General features: G+C 63.7%; 15 protein-coding genes and 1 tRNA gene. 7 read left to right on the top strand and 9 right to left on the bottom strand.

Features of this window, described 5'->3' with window-relative positions; translation table 11 throughout:
* Positions 1-9: 9 nt before the first annotated feature.
* Complete coding sequence (locus FFS18_RS12125) at positions 10-327, bottom strand: 2Fe-2S iron-sulfur cluster-binding protein (protein ID WP_137871036.1); 318 nt, start codon at positions 325-327, stop codon at positions 10-12.
* A 100-nt stretch (positions 328-427) separates the two neighbouring features.
* Between FFS18_RS12125 and FFS18_RS12120 the strand changes: the two genes are divergently transcribed.
* Positions 428-1,045, top strand: a complete 618-nt coding sequence (locus tag FFS18_RS12120) for a DNA-3-methyladenine glycosylase family protein (RefSeq protein WP_137871035.1) — start codon at positions 428-430, stop codon at positions 1,043-1,045.
* A gap of 266 nt (positions 1,046-1,311) precedes the next feature.
* On the opposite strand, the gene tig is transcribed toward FFS18_RS12120, so the two are convergent.
* Together tig and FFS18_RS12110 are read right to left on the bottom strand one after the other, a co-directional pair.
* A complete protein-coding gene (gene tig / locus FFS18_RS12115) occupies positions 1,312-2,919 on the bottom strand; it encodes a trigger factor (RefSeq protein WP_137871034.1) in 1,608 nt (535 codons plus the stop codon).
* 100 nt (positions 2,920-3,019) lie between these two features.
* Positions 3,020-3,104: transfer RNA gene (locus FFS18_RS12110), tRNA-Leu, on the bottom strand.
* Positions 3,105-3,273: 169 nt separating this feature from the next.
* Here FFS18_RS12110 and FFS18_RS12105 point away from each other — a divergent pair.
* On the top strand, positions 3,274-3,492 hold the full coding sequence (locus FFS18_RS12105) for a hypothetical protein (protein WP_120215875.1): 219 nt from the start codon (positions 3,274-3,276) through the stop codon (positions 3,490-3,492).
* A 95-nt stretch (positions 3,493-3,587) separates the two neighbouring features.
* Positions 3,588-5,279, top strand: a complete 1,692-nt coding sequence (locus FFS18_RS12100) for an amidohydrolase (RefSeq protein WP_137871033.1) — start codon at positions 3,588-3,590, stop codon at positions 5,277-5,279.
* Positions 5,280-5,286: 7 nt separating this feature from the next.
* On the opposite strand, the gene FFS18_RS12095 is transcribed toward FFS18_RS12100, so the two are convergent.
* The 5 genes from FFS18_RS12095 to FFS18_RS12075 form a co-directional block, all read right to left on the bottom strand.
* Positions 5,287-5,760, bottom strand: coding sequence for a hypothetical protein (locus FFS18_RS12095; RefSeq protein WP_137871032.1), 474 nt, complete (start codon positions 5,758-5,760; stop codon positions 5,287-5,289).
* 92 nt (positions 5,761-5,852) lie between these two features.
* A complete protein-coding gene (gatB, locus tag FFS18_RS12090; RefSeq protein WP_137871031.1) occupies positions 5,853-7,319 on the bottom strand; it encodes an Asp-tRNA(Asn)/Glu-tRNA(Gln) amidotransferase subunit GatB in 1,467 nt (488 codons plus the stop codon).
* 1 nt (position 7,320) lies between these two features.
* Positions 7,321-8,802, bottom strand: a complete 1,482-nt coding sequence (gatA, locus tag FFS18_RS12085) for an Asp-tRNA(Asn)/Glu-tRNA(Gln) amidotransferase subunit GatA (RefSeq protein ID WP_120215871.1) — start codon at positions 8,800-8,802, stop codon at positions 7,321-7,323.
* On the bottom strand, positions 8,802-9,104 hold the full coding sequence (gene gatC / locus FFS18_RS12080) for an Asp-tRNA(Asn)/Glu-tRNA(Gln) amidotransferase subunit GatC (RefSeq protein WP_137871030.1): 303 nt from the start codon (positions 9,102-9,104) through the stop codon (positions 8,802-8,804). The genes gatA and gatC overlap by 1 nt, the downstream gene beginning before the upstream one ends.
* 97 nt (positions 9,105-9,201) lie before the next feature.
* Positions 9,202-10,965, bottom strand: coding sequence for a DUF4153 domain-containing protein (locus FFS18_RS12075; RefSeq protein WP_249340388.1), 1,764 nt, complete (start codon positions 10,963-10,965; stop codon positions 9,202-9,204).
* Between the two features lie 86 nt (positions 10,966-11,051).
* Between FFS18_RS12075 and FFS18_RS12070 the strand changes: the two genes are divergently transcribed.
* Both FFS18_RS12070 and ruvX read left to right on the top strand, forming a co-directional pair.
* Positions 11,052-12,332: a DUF3089 domain-containing protein gene (locus FFS18_RS12070; protein WP_137871029.1), complete on the top strand. Its 1,281-nt coding sequence runs from the start codon at positions 11,052-11,054 to the stop codon at positions 12,330-12,332.
* A 96-nt stretch (positions 12,333-12,428) separates the two neighbouring features.
* The gene (gene ruvX, locus FFS18_RS12065) at positions 12,429-12,884 is read left to right on the top strand and encodes a Holliday junction resolvase RuvX (RefSeq protein ID WP_137871028.1); all 456 of its coding nucleotides are present in this window, start codon (positions 12,429-12,431) and stop codon (positions 12,882-12,884) included.
* A 4-nt stretch (positions 12,885-12,888) separates the two neighbouring features.
* On the opposite strand, the gene FFS18_RS12060 is transcribed toward ruvX, so the two are convergent.
* Positions 12,889-14,076, bottom strand: coding sequence for a helix-turn-helix domain-containing protein (locus FFS18_RS12060; protein WP_137871027.1), 1,188 nt, complete (start codon positions 14,074-14,076; stop codon positions 12,889-12,891).
* Between the two features lie 29 nt (positions 14,077-14,105).
* Here FFS18_RS12060 and FFS18_RS12055 point away from each other — a divergent pair, with 29 nt between their 5' ends.
* Together FFS18_RS12055 and FFS18_RS12050 are read left to right on the top strand one after the other, a co-directional pair.
* A complete protein-coding gene (locus tag FFS18_RS12055) occupies positions 14,106-15,101 on the top strand; it encodes an aspartate carbamoyltransferase catalytic subunit (RefSeq protein ID WP_120215867.1) in 996 nt (331 codons plus the stop codon).
* On the top strand, positions 15,092-16,315 hold the full coding sequence (locus FFS18_RS12050; RefSeq protein WP_137871026.1) for a dihydroorotase: 1,224 nt from the start codon (positions 15,092-15,094) through the stop codon (positions 16,313-16,315). Before FFS18_RS12055 ends, FFS18_RS12050 begins: the two co-directional genes overlap by 10 nt.
* Positions 16,316-16,345: the final 30 nt, after the last annotated feature.

Here is a 16,345-nt window from a genome sequence, read left to right as displayed (position 1 = left end):
GGCGACGTTTTAGTCCTCCGCCGCGATCCGCACCTTCAACCCGTCGAGCGCCTCGCTGAACGGCAGCTGGCACGACAGCCGCGAAGTGGCATCGCGGTCGGTGGTCGAATCGAGCAGGTCGTTCTCGTCCTCGCTCATCGCGGGCAGTTGATCGGCGGCGCCCGCCTCGACATGGACATGGCACGTCGCGCACGAACAGCACCCGCCGCACAGCGCCAGCAGTTCGTCAAACCCCGCGTCGCGGATATTTTCCATCACCGTCAGGCTGGTGTCGCCCTCGATCTCATGTTCGGTTCCGTCACGCGTCACGACAATCAGCTTGGCCATGCTAGTCCCCATATCTTCGAAGTTGCTGGCGCTATGTCGCGCGTTGCGCGCCAAATCAAGCGCTGCTAGTGACGATCAGAGGAACAAAAAGGGAATATATATGGGTCTGTCGCAAGAACAGCTGAACGCCGGAATCGACGCACTGGCGGCGCGCGACGCCAATTTTGCCCGCGCGCTCGGCAACGCGGGCTACCCCGAACCGCGCATCCGCGCGCCGGGCTACACCACCCTCCTCCGCACGATCGTCGGCCAGCAGGTCAGCGTTGCCGCCGCGACCTCGATCTGGAACAAGCTGGAAGCGCAGTTTGGCGCAGGCTGTCCTGCCGAGGTGGTGGCCGCCGCTGATTTCGATACGCTGCGCGCCTGCGGCCTGTCGGGGCAGAAGCAGGGCTATGCCAAGAGCCTCGCGCAACTGATCCTCGATGGCGAGCTGAAGTTCGACGCCCTCCCCGCCGACGACGAGGACGCCATCGCGCTGCTCACCAAGGTCAAGGGCATCGGCCGCTGGTCGGCGGAGATTTACCTGCTCTTCGCCGAAGGACGCCCCGACATCTGGCCCGCGGGCGATCTTGCGGTACAGGAAGCGGTGGGCCGCATCCTCCAACTCGGCGCGCGCCCGAGCGAGAAGCAGGCACGCGAACTCGCCGAACCCTGGCGCCCGCACCGCGGTGCCGCCGCGATCTTCAGCTGGCATTGCTATAATATGGCGGTGATTTGAAGTTCATCGTCAAATATCCCTCCCCCTTGATGGGGGAAGGATACGTAGCCTTATCGCGAAGCGATTAGGCGAAGTTGGATGAGGGTGAGGGCCCGTCATCGCCCGTCGCTTCAGGCCGACAGCGCACCCCCACCGCTGCGACTAAGCCAGCGAGCTGGCAAGTCTCGCTGCCTCCCCCATCAAGGGGGAGGGTTACACGAAATCCCAAAAAAAGGCCGGGTGGAGCATCCTCCACCCAGCCTTTTCGGTGATCCGTCAGCCGAAGCTTATTTCTTCGCCGCGGCCTTTTTCGCCGGAGCCTTGGCGGCGGGCTTTTCTGCTGCGGCCTTCGCCGGAGCAGCCTTTTTCGCCGCAGCGGGCTTCTCTTCGGCTTCAGCCTTGGCGGCGGCCTTCTTCGCCGGAGCCTTCTTGGCGGGAGCTTCCTCGGCCTTGGCTTCTTCCTTCACCTCTGCCTTCTTCGCCGCGGGCTTTTTCGCTGCCGCCTTCTTAGCCGGCTTGTGGTCGTGGTCGTGGCCGCAGCCCGGGCCGTGGACATGGCCGCTGTCGTCGTCGGCTTCGATCGCTGCTTCCAGCTCTTCGCGCGTCACTTCGCGGTCGCTGATCTCGGCCTTTTCGAACAGGAAGTCGACGACCTTGTCCTCATAGAGCGGGGCGCGGAGCTGGGCCGCGGCGAGCGCGTCCTGCTGCACATATTCCATGAAGCGGCCGCGATCTTCGGGGCGATACTGCTGCGCCGCCTGCATGATCAGCCGCTGCATTTCCTGTTGGCTGACCTGCACACCATGCGCCTGGCCGATTTCCGACAGGAGCAGGCCCAGACGCACGCGGCGGACCGCGATCGCGTGATAATCGTCGCGGTCGGATTCGAGCTCGGCCTTTGCCGCAGCGGGATCATCCTCGCGCTCGACTTCCTGTTCCAGCTGCTGCCAGATCTGACCGAATTCGGCCTCGACCATCGTCGGCGGCACGTCGAAGTCGTGGGCAGCGGCGAGCTGGTCGAGCAGCTTGCGCTTCATATAGGTGCGCGTCAGGCCGTTCAGTTCCTGCTCGACCTGATCCTTCATCAGCTCTTTCAGCTTGTCGAGGCTTTCGAGGCCCAGCGATTTCGCAAACTCGTCGTCGATCTTCGACGCCGCCGGAACCTTCACTTCCTTCACCGTCACGGCGAATTCGGCCTTGGCGCCTTTCAGATTCTCGACCGGATATTCGTCGGGGAAGGTCACCTTGACGGTCTTTTCGTCACCGACCTTGGCGCCGATCAGCTGGTCTTCGAAGCCCGGGATCAACTGACCCGAACCGATTTCGACCGCCATGTCTTCGCCGGTGCCGCCGTCGAAAGCGACGCCGTCGACGCTGCCGGCGAAGTCGATGATGACCTGATCGCCGGTGGCGGCCTTCTTGGTCTTGGGCGCTTCTTCAAAGCGCTTCATCTGCGCCGCGAATTCTTCGATCTTGGCCATCACCGCCTTGTCGTCGGCGGGGACCGTCAGCCGCTCGAGCTTCAGGCCGTCGATCGACGGGGTTTCGATGTCGGGCAGCACTTCCAGCGCCACGGTCAGTTCAGCATCCTTGCCCGTTTCATAACCGTCGGCCAGCGTCACCGCCGGCTGCAGCGCCGGGCGAAGCTTTTCCTTGGCCATCAGGTCGCGGACGCTCTGATCGATCGCCTTGTTCAGCGCGTCGGCCGACAGCGCGGCGCCGTGCATCTTGCGGATCAGGTTCGGCGGAACCTTGCCGGGGCGGAAGCCGGGCATGCGGACGGTCGGGGCGATGTTCTTCACCTCGTCGTCGACGCGCGCGTCGATATCCTTGGCGGTGATGGTCACGCGAAATTCGCGCTTCAGGCCTTCGTTCAGCGTTTCGACGGTCTTCATTGCCTTGGTCTTATCCTTGCTCAAAATCTCGTATCGATGAACCCCGGCCATATGGCGGGGTTCCCCTATCCCGGCTCCATCCCCGTCAGATCGTCGGAACTGGTGCGGGCGAAGGGACTCGAACCCCCACATCTTGCGATACTGGTACCTAAAACCAGCGCGTCTACCAATTCCGCCACGCCCGCAGAGGCTGTCGGCCGGGTGCACAAAGCCGCGCGCTGTGCCGCGCACGCCCGTGCGGGCCGCGCGGGGCTATAGCAGACGCGGCGCCGAGGGCAAGCGCCGAAAGCCCGACAATTCGGCGGCGGGAACGCGCGTCACGCCCGTTCGTTGTTGGGGACAAGGAGAGCCCCAATGACCTTTGCATCCAGCCTGCACGTCCGCGCCACCGACCCCTTTCCCAAACCCAAGCCCGACACCATCGAGCCGATGGCGCCGCCCGAGCATCCGGTGCAACCGACCCCGCAGGAAGACCCGGCGGGCCAGCCGCAGGAAATCCCCGGCGGACCCGGCGGCGGCGACATCGACGAACCGGGCCGCGGCCCCGACGAAGTCCCGCCGCAGCAGGTCTGAACGGTCGCGTTTACCAGCCAAGCGCCCGATAACTTGCATAGAGAGACTTGACCTCTCCCCACTCGCTCCGCACGGTGCGCGGTGGGGAGAGTTGTATGAAAGCGATTATTGCCGCCATCGCCGCGTCGCTCTTGACGGTTGCCGCGCCAGCCAGCGCGCAGGACGGCGCGACGCTCTACCACGGCGGGCCGATCATCACGATGGACGGCGACACACCGCAGACCGTCGAGGCGGTCGTGGCACGCGATGGCCGCATCATCTTTGCCGGTCCGGAAAAAGCGGCGCGCGAGGCCGCTGGCGATGATGCCGTCATTCGCGACCTGAAGGGCGCAACCCTGCTCCCCGGCTTCATCGACGCCCATTCGCACTTCACCGTCGCGACGATGAGCGCGGGCGGTTTCGACCTGCGCACAGGCGCCCGCCAGCCTGTCACCGACATCAACGACGTCCAGCGCGAGATCCGCGACTATATGCAGCGACGGGGGCCGACGCCCGGCGACTGGACGACGGTCTGGCAATTCGATCAGGAAAATCTCGCTGAAAAGCGCTACATCACGCGCGCCGAACTCGACGAAATCGCCCCCGACCATCCGGTCGTCGTACTCCATGTCTCGCTTCACGGCGCGGTCGCGAACAGCGCCGCGCTGAAAGCCGCCGGGATCGACGAGACGACCCCCGTGCCGCCCGGCGGCATGATGCTGCGCGACGATGCGGGCAAGCTTAACGGCGTGCTGCTGGAAAGGGCGATGTTCCTACTGCTCGCGAGAATGCCGCAGCCGACGCCCGAGCAAAAGCTCGCCGCGCTCGACGCCGCGCAAAATGCCTATTTCGCCGAAGGCTATACCCATGCGCAGGACGGCGCGACGCAGCCGCCCGATATCGCCTTCCTCACCAGCGCGGCGGCGCGCGAGCGTCTCAGGATCGATCTCGCGCTGCTCCCCTTTTCGACCGGCCTCGACGGCCTGCTTGCCAATCCCGACCTCAAATTCGGCGTCTATCAGGGCCATGTGAAGCTGCAGGGGATCAAGTTCGTCCTCGACGGATCGGTGCAGGCGCGCACCGGCTATTTCACCCGCGATTACCGGCGCGGCAGCCCCGAGGGGCATCACCCCTGGCACGGCGAACCGATCCTGTCCGAAGGCGACTTCATCGCGCAGGCCAAAAAGGTTCACGACCGCGGCTGGCAGCTGTTCGTCCACGCCAATGGCGATGCCGCGATCGACATGGCGGTCCGCGGCTTCGACGCGCTCGGCATCAAGGCCGCCGACAATCGCCGCCCCATCGTGATCCATTCGCAGTTCCAGCGCCGCGACCAGCTCGCCGACTATAAACGCATCGGCGTCGGCCCCGCCTATTTCTCGAACCATGCCTGGTACTGGGGCGACGTCCACCGCACCAATTTTCCCGCCGAAGTCGTCGACTTCATCAGCCCGCTCCGCTCGGCGCGCGCCGCGGGGCTCATCCCGTCGAACCACAGCGACTATAGCGTCACCCCGCTCGATACCCGCTTCATGCTGTGGACGTCGATGGCGCGCGTCTCGCCCACCGGCGTGGTCAGCGGACCGGACGAACGCATCGACGCCTATGCCGCGTTACAGGCGCTCACCACCGGCCCAGCATGGCAAATCTTCGAGGAAGAGCGCAAGGGCCGCATCAAGGTGGGACTGCTCGCCGATTTCGTCATCCTCGACAAAAACCCGCTGACGACGCCGGTTGACGCCATCAAAGCCATCAAGGTTCTGGAAACCACCAAGGAGGGCCGCAGCGTCTGGAAAGCCGCCGACTAACCCCGATTCACCTGGTACAAAAGGCCACGAAGCGCGCGATCGCCTGTCTGCCGGTCGCCGTCGCCGCCATGTCGACTGCGCGGCCTTTGGCGGTCATGCGCAACCAGCCATTCGCGGCAAAGGCGCGGATCAGCGGCGACCCGCCGGCAATTTCCTGCGACCGAAAGAAGGGCATTTCGTCGACTTCGGTGGTGCCGGTGACGCGTAGTTTGGCGCTGCCCGACACCAGCTCGATCGCGGTCAGATCGGGCGACCCGCCCGAAATCCCGGCAAAGATACGATTGCCGCCCTGCTCGCAGGTGAAATTCAGCGGCTGGTCGTCGGTGCCATCGACTTCATAGGCCAGGATCGCGTCGGAAATCCGGTCCTCGTTGACCCGCATCGTCCAGTCGTAACCCTCGTTCACCGCGGGCGCCGCGCTTGCGGTGCCGCCGAGCACCAGCATCATTGCGCCGCCCACTGTAATCATCGTTCGCCTCATCATCGCTCCTTCATTCGCATATCAGCGTCGCAGTTGCGCCTATATGCGGCAGAAGTCGCTGAATTTGCTGTGAAGTCGATCACAAGGACGGATCAGCCGAGCGCCTTTTTGAGCAGCTCGTTGACCACCTGCGGGTTCGCCTTGCCCTGCATTGCCTTCATCGTCTGGCCGACAAAGAAGCCGAACAGCGCTTCCTTGCCGCCCTTATATTGCTCGACCTTGTCGGCGTTCGCGGCGAGCACCTTGGCGATCTCAGCTTCGATCGCGCCGGTGTCGCTCGTCTGCTTCAGCCCTTCGCGATCGACGATCGCCGCGGCGCCGTCGCCGGTTTCGAGCATCTTTTCGAACACCTGCTTGGCGATGGTCCCCGAAATCGTGCCATCGGCGACAAGCCCGAGCAGTTCGGCCGCCTGCGCGGGCGATACCGGCGAATCCGAAATGTCGCGGCCCATGCGGTTGAGCGCGCCGAACAGCTCGCTCGTCACCCAGTTCGCTGCCGCGACCGGCTTCGCGCCCGCTTCGAGCAGCGCGTCGAACCAGCGCGCCGCCTCGACCTCGGCGGTCAGCACGTCGGCGTTATACGCCGAAATGCCTTCGCTGAGGTAGCGCGCGCGCTTGGCGTCGGGCAGCTCGGGGAGGCTCGCGCGGCATTCGTCGAGAAACGCATCCTCGAGTTCGAGCGGCAACAGGTCGGGATCGGGGAAGTAGCGATAATCATGCGCATCTTCCTTCGACCGCATCGAGCGCGTCTCGTTGCGGTCGGGATCGTAAAGCCGCGTTTCCTGCACCACCGTGCCGCCGCTTTCGATCAGCTCGACCTGGCGCTTCGCCTCGCCCTCGATCACCGCCATCACGAAGCGCACCGAATTGACATTCTTCGTCTCGGTCCGCGTGCCGAATTCGTCGCCGGGCTTGCGGACCGACACGTTGACGTCGGCGCGCATCGAGCCCTCTTCCATATTGCCGTCGCACGACCCGACATAGCGCAGGATCGAGCGCAGCTTGCGCACATAGGCGCCGGCTTCGGCGGGCGAGCGCATGTCGGGGCGCGAGACGATCTCCATCAGCGCGACGCCCGACCTGTTGAGGTCGACGTAGGACATCGTCGGATGCTGGTCGTGCATCAGCTTGCCGGCGTCCTGCTCGACATGGATGCGCTCGATCCCGATCACCTTGTCGCTTGGGATTCCCGCCTTCTCATCGGCCGCGATCGTCAGCGAACCTTCGCCGACAAGCGGATGATAAAGCTGCGAAATCTGGTAACCCTGCGGCAGGTCGGCGTAGAAATAATTCTTGCGGTCGAAGCGCGACCATTTGTTGATCTGCGCCTCGATCGCCATGCCCGTGCGCACCGCCTGGCGGATGCACTCGCGGTTCGGCACCGGCAGCATGCCCGGCATCGCGGCGTCAACCAGCGACACCTGCGTGTTCGGCTCGGCCCCGAACGCCGTCGCGGCGCCCGAGAACAGCTTGGCGTTGGAGGTGACCTGCGCATGGACCTCAAGGCCGATCACGACCTCCCACTCGCCGGTTTCGCCCTTGATGCGATAGTCGCTCATCTTACCACCACTTCTCGGCGCGCGCGGTAAAGCCCGCCCGCTCTTCAATTGCCAGCCCCGCGTTCAGCACGCCCTGCTCGTCGAACGCCTTGCCGATGATCTGCAAGCCCAGCGGCAGCCCTTCGCGGTTCAGCGCCGCGGGGACCGACATCGCGGGCAGCCCCGCGAGGCTCGCAGGGACCGCGAACACGTCGTTGAGGTACATCGCCAGCGGGTCGGCCATCTTTTCGCCCAGCCCGAACGCCGCCGACGGCGCGGTCGGCGCGAGGATCACGTCGCAAGAGCCAAAAGCCGCCTCGAAATCGCGCGCGATCAGCGTCCGCACCTTCTGCGCCTGCGTGTAATAGGCGTCGTAGAAGCCCGCCGACAGCACATAGGTACCGATCATGATGCGGCGCTTGACCTCGGGCCCGAAGCCGTCGGCACGCGTCGCGGCGTACATGTCCTGCAACCCCGCCCCCTCCGGCAGGTCGCGCAGCCCGTAACGCACGCCGTCGTAGCGCGCGAGGTTCGACGACGCTTCGGCGGGCGCGATGATATAGTAAGTCGGCAGCGCATATTTGGTGTGCGGCAGGCTGATCTCGACGACCGCGGCGCCAGCATCCTTCAGCATCGCGATGCCGGCATCCCACATCGCATCGATCTCGGGATCGATGCCCTCGAGACGATATTCCTTCGGAATCCCGACCGTCTTGCCCTTCAAATCACTCGACAAAGCCGCTTCCCAATTCGGCACCGCCATATCGAGGCTCGTCGCGTCCTTTGGATCGAAGCCCGCCATATTTTCGAGCATAATCGCGCAGTCGCGGACGTCGCGCGCCATAGGGCCCGCCTGGTCGAGCGAGCTCGCGAACGCGACAATGCCCCAGCGCGAGCAGCGGCCATAGGTCGGCTTGATCCCCGAAATGCCCGTGAAGGCCGCGGGCTGGCGGATCGAACCGCCGGTGTCGGTTCCCGTCGCCGCGGGGCAGAGCCGCGCCGCGATCGCCGACGACGACCCACCCGACGAGCCGCCTGGCGCCAGCGCGGCATTGCCGCCGTCCTTGCGCTTCCACGGACTGATGACGTTGCCGAAATAGCTGGTCTCGTTCGACGACCCCATCGCAAACTGGTCGAGGTTGAGCTTGCCGAGCATCCCGCAACCCGCGTCCCACAATTTCTGCGAAACGGTCGATTCATAGCGCGGCACGAAGCCTTCGAGCATATGGCTCGCGGCGGTCGTCTGCACCCCGTTGGTCGCGAACAGATCCTTCATCCCGATCGGCACGCCCGACAGCGGCTTCAGCGTCCCCGCCGCGCGGTCGGCGTCGGCTTGCTTCGCCGCGGCGATCGCATGCTCGGGCGTCTCGACGATAAACGCGTTCAGCGCCTTCGCGCCCGCGACATTGGCGTTGAACGCCTCGGCGACCTCGACGGCACTGAAGTCGCCCGCGCGGTGGCCATCGCGAATCTGCGCGACGGTCAGGTTGGTCAGCTCGGTCATTATTCGATCACCTTGGGCACGCCAAAGAAGCCATGCTGCGCGGCAGGCGCATTGGCCAAAATATCATCGCGGCGGTTGCCGCCGGTCAGCGGGTCGGCGTCGATCACATCGTCGCGCAGCCGCAATTTGTTCGGGATCACCGCGGTCATCGGTTCGACCCCGGTCACATCGACCTCGCCGAGTTGCTCGACCCAGCCCAAAATGCCGTTGAGTTCACCTTCCATCGCGGCGGCGTCGGCATCGCTGATCGCGATGCGCGCCAGCGACGCTATTTTCCTGACCGTTGCCTGATCGATTGCCATGTATTTCGCCTTATCGGGAGAAGCAGCGCCGCTAGCATTCTCACCCGATCGCTTCAACTATGATCCTCCCCATGGCTTCGTCGCCGCGAGGATCCGGTCAGTCAAAGGTTGCCGTCTGCGGTACGCCGTCGATCTGGATCCGGCGCTGCGGAACCGTTTCGACCGTGATCGTCGCCTTCGACAGATCGTCGATCATCTGCGGCTGCGGCGTATTGCGGCGCAGATCGCCCTGCACCCAGCGGCCTTCGGCATTACGCGACACGAAATCGAACTGCGTCGCCTCGCCCGGTTCATTCTGCCCCAGCACTCCGATCCGGTCATCGGCCAGCCACAGCGCGACGCATGCCCTTGCCCGGCTGCACATATAGGTTCCCGCGATGCGCTCGATCGCTTCGGCAGGCAGGGCGCGGTCGGCGGGGATGATGCGTAGGCGCTCGGCGATTGGCTTGAGCAGTACCGGCCCCTTGGGTCCGGTCAAATCCCAGCGATTCGCCGCCGCCAGCGCCGCCTTGGCTGCATCGGCGCGGTCCTTGTACGGCGATCGGGCCAGATCATTCAGCGCCGCGCGCCCGCGTGGACCAAAATCAAAGGCAAGCGCGGCCCAATCAAATTTCTCGATCTTCACCGCCCCCGAATTCAACCGCGCCATCTGATCGCGCGTCGAAATCGCCCCGAAATCGAGTACCGGCAACGCGAGAAAGAGGGCAAGCAACGCGACCCCGATCGCCAGCTTTTGCTGCAACGGGCGCAGCACATCGTCGAAATCGCGCCGCCCCTTCACGACCGCCCACAGGCCGATGATGCCATAAGCCAGCGCGATCAGCGTCGCGATCAGCCCCCAAATGCGCTCGGGCGTCCAGCCATATTGCCCGATCCTGAGCTGCATCGAGAAATAGGCGATCCCCGCCAGCGGTAGCACCGCCACCGCCAGCACCGGCGCCGCCCAGCGGAGCAAGGGGTTGGTCGCGCGGTCGTCAGTCCCGTTTCCGATCACGGCATTGGCGAGCAGCACCGCGAACGCCGCCGCCGCGAGCATCAGGGCGGCGGTTGAAAAGCCCGACGCCCACAGCTTTGCGAGCCCCGTCCCCGCCAGCGACAGCAGGAAGATGATGAGTGCCGCAGCCAGTACCGGCGCCAGCACCGCCAGTACGATCATCACCAGCCGTTGCAGCGTCGCGACCAGCTTGTCGCGTTCGCGCAGCAGCCCGACGGCGCCGCCAAACGCCGCCCCCGCGAGCATCCAGCCGAACCATTCGTCGTTGAGCAGGTCGCGGATCAGGTCGATCCCGATCAGGTGGAACATCTCGGATATCAGGAAGGTCAGCAGGAATGCGATGCCGACGAACGCCAGGCTCGCCGCGCCGATGACTGCGTCGGTCCACGCATGGCTGTGCAGCCGTTCGTAGGGCATTTGCCATAGTTTCCAGAACCGCCAGTCGGGTGCGACATCGCGCCGTGTCTGGAACAACGGCGTCGCGACCAACACCGCGAGCATTCCCGACCAGAACGGCCATTCGATCGGACTGCCCTGCAGATTATACGCCGCCGTCTGCCACGCGATCAGCCCGAGCACGACGCCCCACAGCAACGCAAACCCCAGCGCCCAGCTCCAGCGGCGCAGCTCGACCCCCAGCACGAACACCACCGCGGCCACCGCGACCGCGGTCGCCAGCGCGCTGCGCCATTGCGCCAGCCCGTCCTCATAATTGTGATCAACCAGCGCGTGGAAGGCGAGCCCCGCCGCCGCGCAGATCGCGGCCATGATCCACGGGCGCAGCGGCCAGGGCGGGTCATTGTCGTCCAACCGGGCGGAGACTCGGGTCGAATCGGCGAGAGCCGTGGTTGCAGGCGCGTCGGTCATTCCCCACATCTGGGCTTGTTTCGTTGCCAAGCGCAAGCCAAACAGCGCACCAGTCCTCCCCCACCTTCTCCCCCATGGAGCCCGCATTGGCCCGCAAATTTCTTTATTTCATCGCTGCGATCATCCTGCTGATCCTCGCTGCCGGCATCGTGTACCAGCTGTTTCCGGGCTGGGTCGCGCGGACCGCCTTCGTGCCGAGCGCCGAATTTCAGCAACAGGCGGCGGTCGAACCCAATGCCTATGACGATGCCAAAATGTGGTTTGCGCGTCCCGGCATGGCGAACGACCCGTCCGCGTGGCGCCCCGCCGCCGCAGGAGCGGGCGCAGCATCGCCCGACAGCGCCGCCGCACAGTCGCGCGACCAGCTGATCCCGTCCGCAGGCGCTGCCGAACCCGCCGTGCCGCCGATCGAAAAGGGCAATGCCGCGGTCTTTTTCGTCCACCCGACCAGCTATTACAGCCGCTCGAGCTGGAACGCCCCGCTCGAGGATCGCGATTCGGACCACCGCGCCAACCTTTTCGTCCAGGGCATGGCGAGCGCCTTTGCCGATGCGGGCGAAATCTGGGCGCCGCGGTACCGCCAGGCGACGCTCGGTGCGTTCCTCGCCGAAGATCGCGTCACTGCGGGCAAGGCGATCGATGCCGCCTATCGCGACGTCGAAAAGGCCTTCGACGCCTTCATCGCCGCGCAGCCCGCGGGCAAGCCGATCATCCTCGCGGGTCACAGCCAGGGCGCGCTCCACCTCACCACCCTGCTCAAGAACAAGGTCGCAGGGACACCGCTCGCGAAACGCATCGTTGCCGCCTATGTCGTCGGCTGGCCGATCAGCCTCGACACCGACATGGCCGCGCTCGGCCTGCCCGCGTGCCAGACCCCCGAACAAAAGGGCTGCATCCTCAGCTGGGCGACCTTTGCCGACCCCGCCGACCCCGAAATGGTGACCAGCGCCTATGACGGCACGATCGGTTTCGACGGCCGTCCGCGCGCGGGGACGCGGATGCTGTGCACCAATCCGCTGACCGGCACCCCCGATGCAGCGGCGGCACCCGATGCCAATCTCGGCACCCTCAAACCCACCGAGGGGTTCAAGAGCGGCGCGCTGATCGCGGGCAAGATCGGCGCGACATGCGACGACACGCGCGGCCTGCTGATGATCGGCGATGCCGAAATCGCTAAAAACTACGTCGTCGCGGGCTATGTGCTGCCGGGGAATAATTACCATGTGTACGACATCACCCTCTTCTGGGCGAATGTCCGCGCCGATGCGCTGCGGCGGCTGGCGGTGTATGAAGGCAAGCCGTCGCCGGTGCCGCCCGCGGCGGCGCCGCTTGTAGCAGCGCCCGCAGCAGCAACGCCGAAAACCTAAATCCGTTCGTGTCGAGCGAAGTCGAGACATGTTTGGCACGCACAACCCTTCGACGTGTCTCGACTTCGCTCGACACGAACGGGTAGAGGGGGAGCGATGATCACCGCCGCCGCCGACTTCGCCGCCAACTTCCCCAGCGGCGGCCGCCTCGCGGGCCTCGATGTCGGCACCAAGACGATCGGCGTCGCGACCTGCGATGTGAACTGGAGCTTCGCGACCCCCGATAAGACGATCATTCGCAAGAAATTCTCCGCCGATCTCGAAACGCTGAAGGCCGTCCTCGCGCAGCACCATATCGTCGGCCTTGTCGTCGGCCTGCCGCTCAACATGGACGGCAGCGACAGCCCGCGCACCCAGAGCACCCGCGCCTTCGCCCGCAACCTTTTGCCCCTCGGCCTGCCCATCCTGCTCTGGGACGAACGCTGGTCGACCGCCGCGGTCGAGCGCGCGATGATCGCCGCCGACGTCAGCCGCGCCAAACGCGCCGAACGCGTCGACAGCGCCGCAGCGGCTTTCATTTTGCAAGGCGCGATCGACGCGATGACGCGCTAGGAAGTCAAGAATCGGACTGATAGTAATATTTATAGTTCTTGATACCCTTCATAAGATTGTGCTCATCCATGGAAAGATATCGCAAATATGTTCTCGTAAACCCTAGAACATACACAGGTTTTAAGTGAGTGCTGTGCAGCTCACCATTCTCTATCATTCTGAGATATTCAATTTTTATTCTAGTATTGGAAGAAAATGCCGAAATTTCTATCTTTAATTTCCTTCTTTCTTCGTGTATCATTTTCCCGATAACTTTAAACTGATTGTCTATCCATTCCTTGTTATATTGCGGCATTTCTGGTGGCCTTGCGTCGGAAACAGATCGCTTCCGTTGCATCTCCTCCCTAACCGATACCAATAACTCATGAGTTGACTCAACAAGCTTATTCCCAGTTGCTCGAATTTTTGATAGTAAATCCAAAACGCTATGCGGAACCGATCTGATGTACTTTGCTATAGAAATGCCTGCATCCTGTATTGCGCTATAAATAGATTTTACAGATCTCTCTACAACAGCCAAATCTATTATTTCTCCAACATCTATTGATATTTTAATAGTATTAATATTTATGCTTAATTTATCGGCTAGATTGGTTAGATGCCTATCCCCCGATTTCATAGATTTTTCGTTTTCAACTGCTTTCTGAAGAACTTTTTCTAGATCATTTATTCTTCCTGATATTCGATCAATATCTTCAGAAAATTTCTTCTTTTCTATAAGTTCACTAGAAGATACTTCAATTTTTTCTTCAGTATTGCTTTCAATTATGCCCTTCGCGGTGTTCGCGATCGCTAAGCACTCATTTGATATGCTGATGATTCTATCTTGGGCAATTACAGTCGGATGATCTGCTGGCTTGTCGATCAGATCAGAATCTATCTGATCCATGCTCACCAATGAATGAACATTGAGGGCATCTTGCCAAATTTCATGAATATCTATTTTTTCATGGCGCTCGATAAATCTGAAAAGAACACCAAGAACTATTTCAATTTTATCAGAAACTTCCGGCTCATTTAGTGATTTTAGCACGGTCTCTAAACGATTATGATTCGCCTTTAGGCGAGCCATCCTAACATCAATATCCCCTATTATTGGTTCCATTACGATGCCTCCGCCTGCGATCTCGTCATCGAACATTGCTAGTGAAGCAATGGCAAAATCACAACATGCACTGAAACTTGCTCTCACAGCAAAATGGTCATAGATGCTCCCCTTTAATGACAAGCGCCACCACCCGACCCGCCAGCGACTATCCGCCCGGCGGCGATGCCTTTCGCCATCGCCACCTGATCGGCATCGCCCAGCTGACTCCGTGGGAGATCAGCTACGTCCTCGACGCCGCCGAACAATGGGTCGAACTCAACCGCAGCGGCGCGGCGAAGCATGACGACCGGCTCGCGGGCCTCACCATCATCAACGCCTTTTTCGAGAACTCCACGCGCACGCTTTTGTCGTTCGAAATCGCGGGCAAGCGCCTCGGCGCCGACGTCGTCAACATGCACGCGGCACAGTCGAGCGTGAAAAAGGGCGAGACGCTGATCGACACCGCGATGACGCTGAACGCGATGCGCGCCGACGCGATGGTCATTCGCCATGCGTCGTCGGGCGCGGTGCAGCTTATCGCCGACAAGGTCGACTGCCCGGTCCTCAACGCCGGCGACGGCCGCCACGAGCATCCGACGCAGGCGCTGCTCGATGCGCTCACCATCCGCCGCCGCCTGGGCCGGGTCGAAGGCCTCACCATCGCGATCTGCGGCGACGTCCTCCACAGCCGCGTCGCGCGCTCGAACATCCTCGCGCTCACCCTCCTCGGCAACGAAGTGCGGATCGTCGCGCCGCCGACGCTCACCCCGCCTGCGGTCGACCGGATGCACGTCACCACCTTCACCGACATGGACGAAGGATTGAAAGACGCCGACGTCGTGATGATGCTCCGCCTCCAGAACGAGCGCATGGACGGCGCCTACCTGCCCAGCGCGCGCGAATATCACGCGTTCTATGGCTTGACGCCGAAGCGGCTCGAAAAGGCCAAACCCGACGCAATCGTAATGCACCCCGGCCCGATGAACCGCGGGGTCGAGATCGACAGCAATGTCGCCGACCACCCCACCCGCTCGACGATCACCGAACAGGTCGAAATGGGGGTCGCCGTGCGCATGGCGTGCCTCGACATCCTGACGCGCCGCAAACGGGGAGTGCCGGGATGGAACTGAAACCGCTCCACATCGTCAACGCGCAGCTGGTCGACGCCGAAACGCCGCGCGCGGGCAGCCTGCTCGTCATCGACGGACGGATCGCCGCGCTCGACCCGACGGAAACGCCCGAAGGCAGCGAAATTGTCGATGCCAAAGGCCAATGGCTCGCCCCCGGAATCATCGACCTCGGCGTCTTTGCGACCGACAAGCCCGCGTTTCACTTCGGCGGCATCACCCGCGCCGCGCTGATGCCAGACGCCGGGCCGCTCGACGACCCCGGACTCGTCGAGCGCGCTGCCAAGGGCGGCAAGCCCGACCTGTGGGTCCACCCGCTAGCCGCCGCCACCAAAGGCCTCGCAGGCCGCGAGCTCGCCGAAATCGGCCTGATGAAAAGCGCCGGCGCCCGCGCCATCGCCACCGGCCGCACCCGCATCGCCGACAGCGGCGTGATGCGCCGCGTCCTCGCCTATGCCGCCTCGCTCGGCCTCGTCACGATCATCCATGCCGAGGATGAAGGCCTGACCGCAGGCGCGGTCGCCACCGACGGCGAAATGGCGACGCGGCTCGGCCTCGCCTCTGCGCCCGCGATCGCCGAGGCGATGGCGATCGCCCGCGATCTTGCGCTCGTCGAGGAAACCGGCGCCCCCGTCCATTTCCGCCAGGTCACGACCGCGCGCGGGCTCGACCTGATCCGCGCCGCCAAGGCCAAGGGACTGCCCGTCCTCTGCGGCATCACCCCCGCGCACCTGTTCCTGTCAGACACCGCGATCGGCGATTTCCGAACCTTTGCGCGCCTGTCGCCGCCGCTGCGCAGCGAGGACGACCGTCAAGCGTGCCTCGCCGCGGTGGCCGACGGCACGATCGACGTCCTGTCGTCGGGCCACGACCCGCGCGGTCCCGAAGACAAGCGCCTGCCCTTTGCCGAGGCGCTCCCCGGCATGGCGGGCGCCGAAACCTTGCTCGCGCTGGGCCTGAACCTCGTGCGCGACGGCCATGTGTCGCCGGGCCGCCTGTTCGACATGCTCGCCGCCACCCCTGCCTGCCTGCTCGGCCTCGACGCCGGGCGCCTTGCGGTCGGCAAGGACGCCGACCTCATCCTGATCGACGACGGCACCCCGTGGCAGGTCGATGCCAAGAAAATGGCGGCCTATGCGGGCAACACCCCGTTCGACGGCATGCCCGTCCAGGGCCGCGCGACCGCGATGTGGAAGGGCGGCATGCGGGTGCGCTAGGGCGGTATCCGATCCGCATTGAATGGCCGA

Origin of the sequence: Sphingopyxis sp. 2PD, assembly GCF_005503695.1 — a bacterium.
In the GTDB taxonomy this organism is placed as follows: Bacteria; Pseudomonadota; Alphaproteobacteria; order Sphingomonadales; family Sphingomonadaceae; genus Sphingopyxis.
The sequence above is the reverse complement of the archived record's forward strand: the minus strand, read 5'-3'. Positions and strand labels throughout refer to the sequence as shown.

Coding starts and splice junctions, on each gene's coding strand:
- FFS18_RS12075 (WP_249340388.1), bottom strand. CDS start 10,965: ATGACCGACGCGCCTGCAACCACGGCTCTCGCCGATTCGACCCGAGTC.
- gatC (WP_137871030.1), bottom strand. CDS start 9,104: ATGGCAATCGATCAGGCAACGGTCAGGAAAATAGCGTCGCTGGCGCGC.
- FFS18_RS12125 (WP_137871036.1), bottom strand. CDS start 327: ATGGCCAAGCTGATTGTCGTGACGCGTGACGGAACCGAACATGAGATC.
- FFS18_RS12100 (WP_137871033.1), top strand. CDS start 3,588: ATGAAAGCGATTATTGCCGCCATCGCCGCGTCGCTCTTGACGGTTGCC.
- tig (WP_137871034.1), bottom strand. CDS start 2,919: ATGAAGACCGTCGAAACGCTGAACGAAGGCCTGAAGCGCGAATTTCGC.
- FFS18_RS12050 (WP_137871026.1), top strand. CDS start 15,092: ATGGAACTGAAACCGCTCCACATCGTCAACGCGCAGCTGGTCGACGCC.
- FFS18_RS12105 (WP_120215875.1), top strand. CDS start 3,274: ATGACCTTTGCATCCAGCCTGCACGTCCGCGCCACCGACCCCTTTCCC.
- gatB (WP_137871031.1), bottom strand. CDS start 7,319: ATGAGCGACTATCGCATCAAGGGCGAAACCGGCGAGTGGGAGGTCGTG.
- FFS18_RS12095 (WP_137871032.1), bottom strand. CDS start 5,760: ATGAGGCGAACGATGATTACAGTGGGCGGCGCAATGATGCTGGTGCTC.
- FFS18_RS12055 (WP_120215867.1), top strand. CDS start 14,106: ATGACAAGCGCCACCACCCGACCCGCCAGCGACTATCCGCCCGGCGGC.
- gatA (WP_120215871.1), bottom strand. CDS start 8,802: ATGACCGAGCTGACCAACCTGACCGTCGCGCAGATTCGCGATGGCCAC.
- FFS18_RS12120 (WP_137871035.1), top strand. CDS start 428: ATGGGTCTGTCGCAAGAACAGCTGAACGCCGGAATCGACGCACTGGCG.
- ruvX (WP_137871028.1), top strand. CDS start 12,429: ATGATCACCGCCGCCGCCGACTTCGCCGCCAACTTCCCCAGCGGCGGC.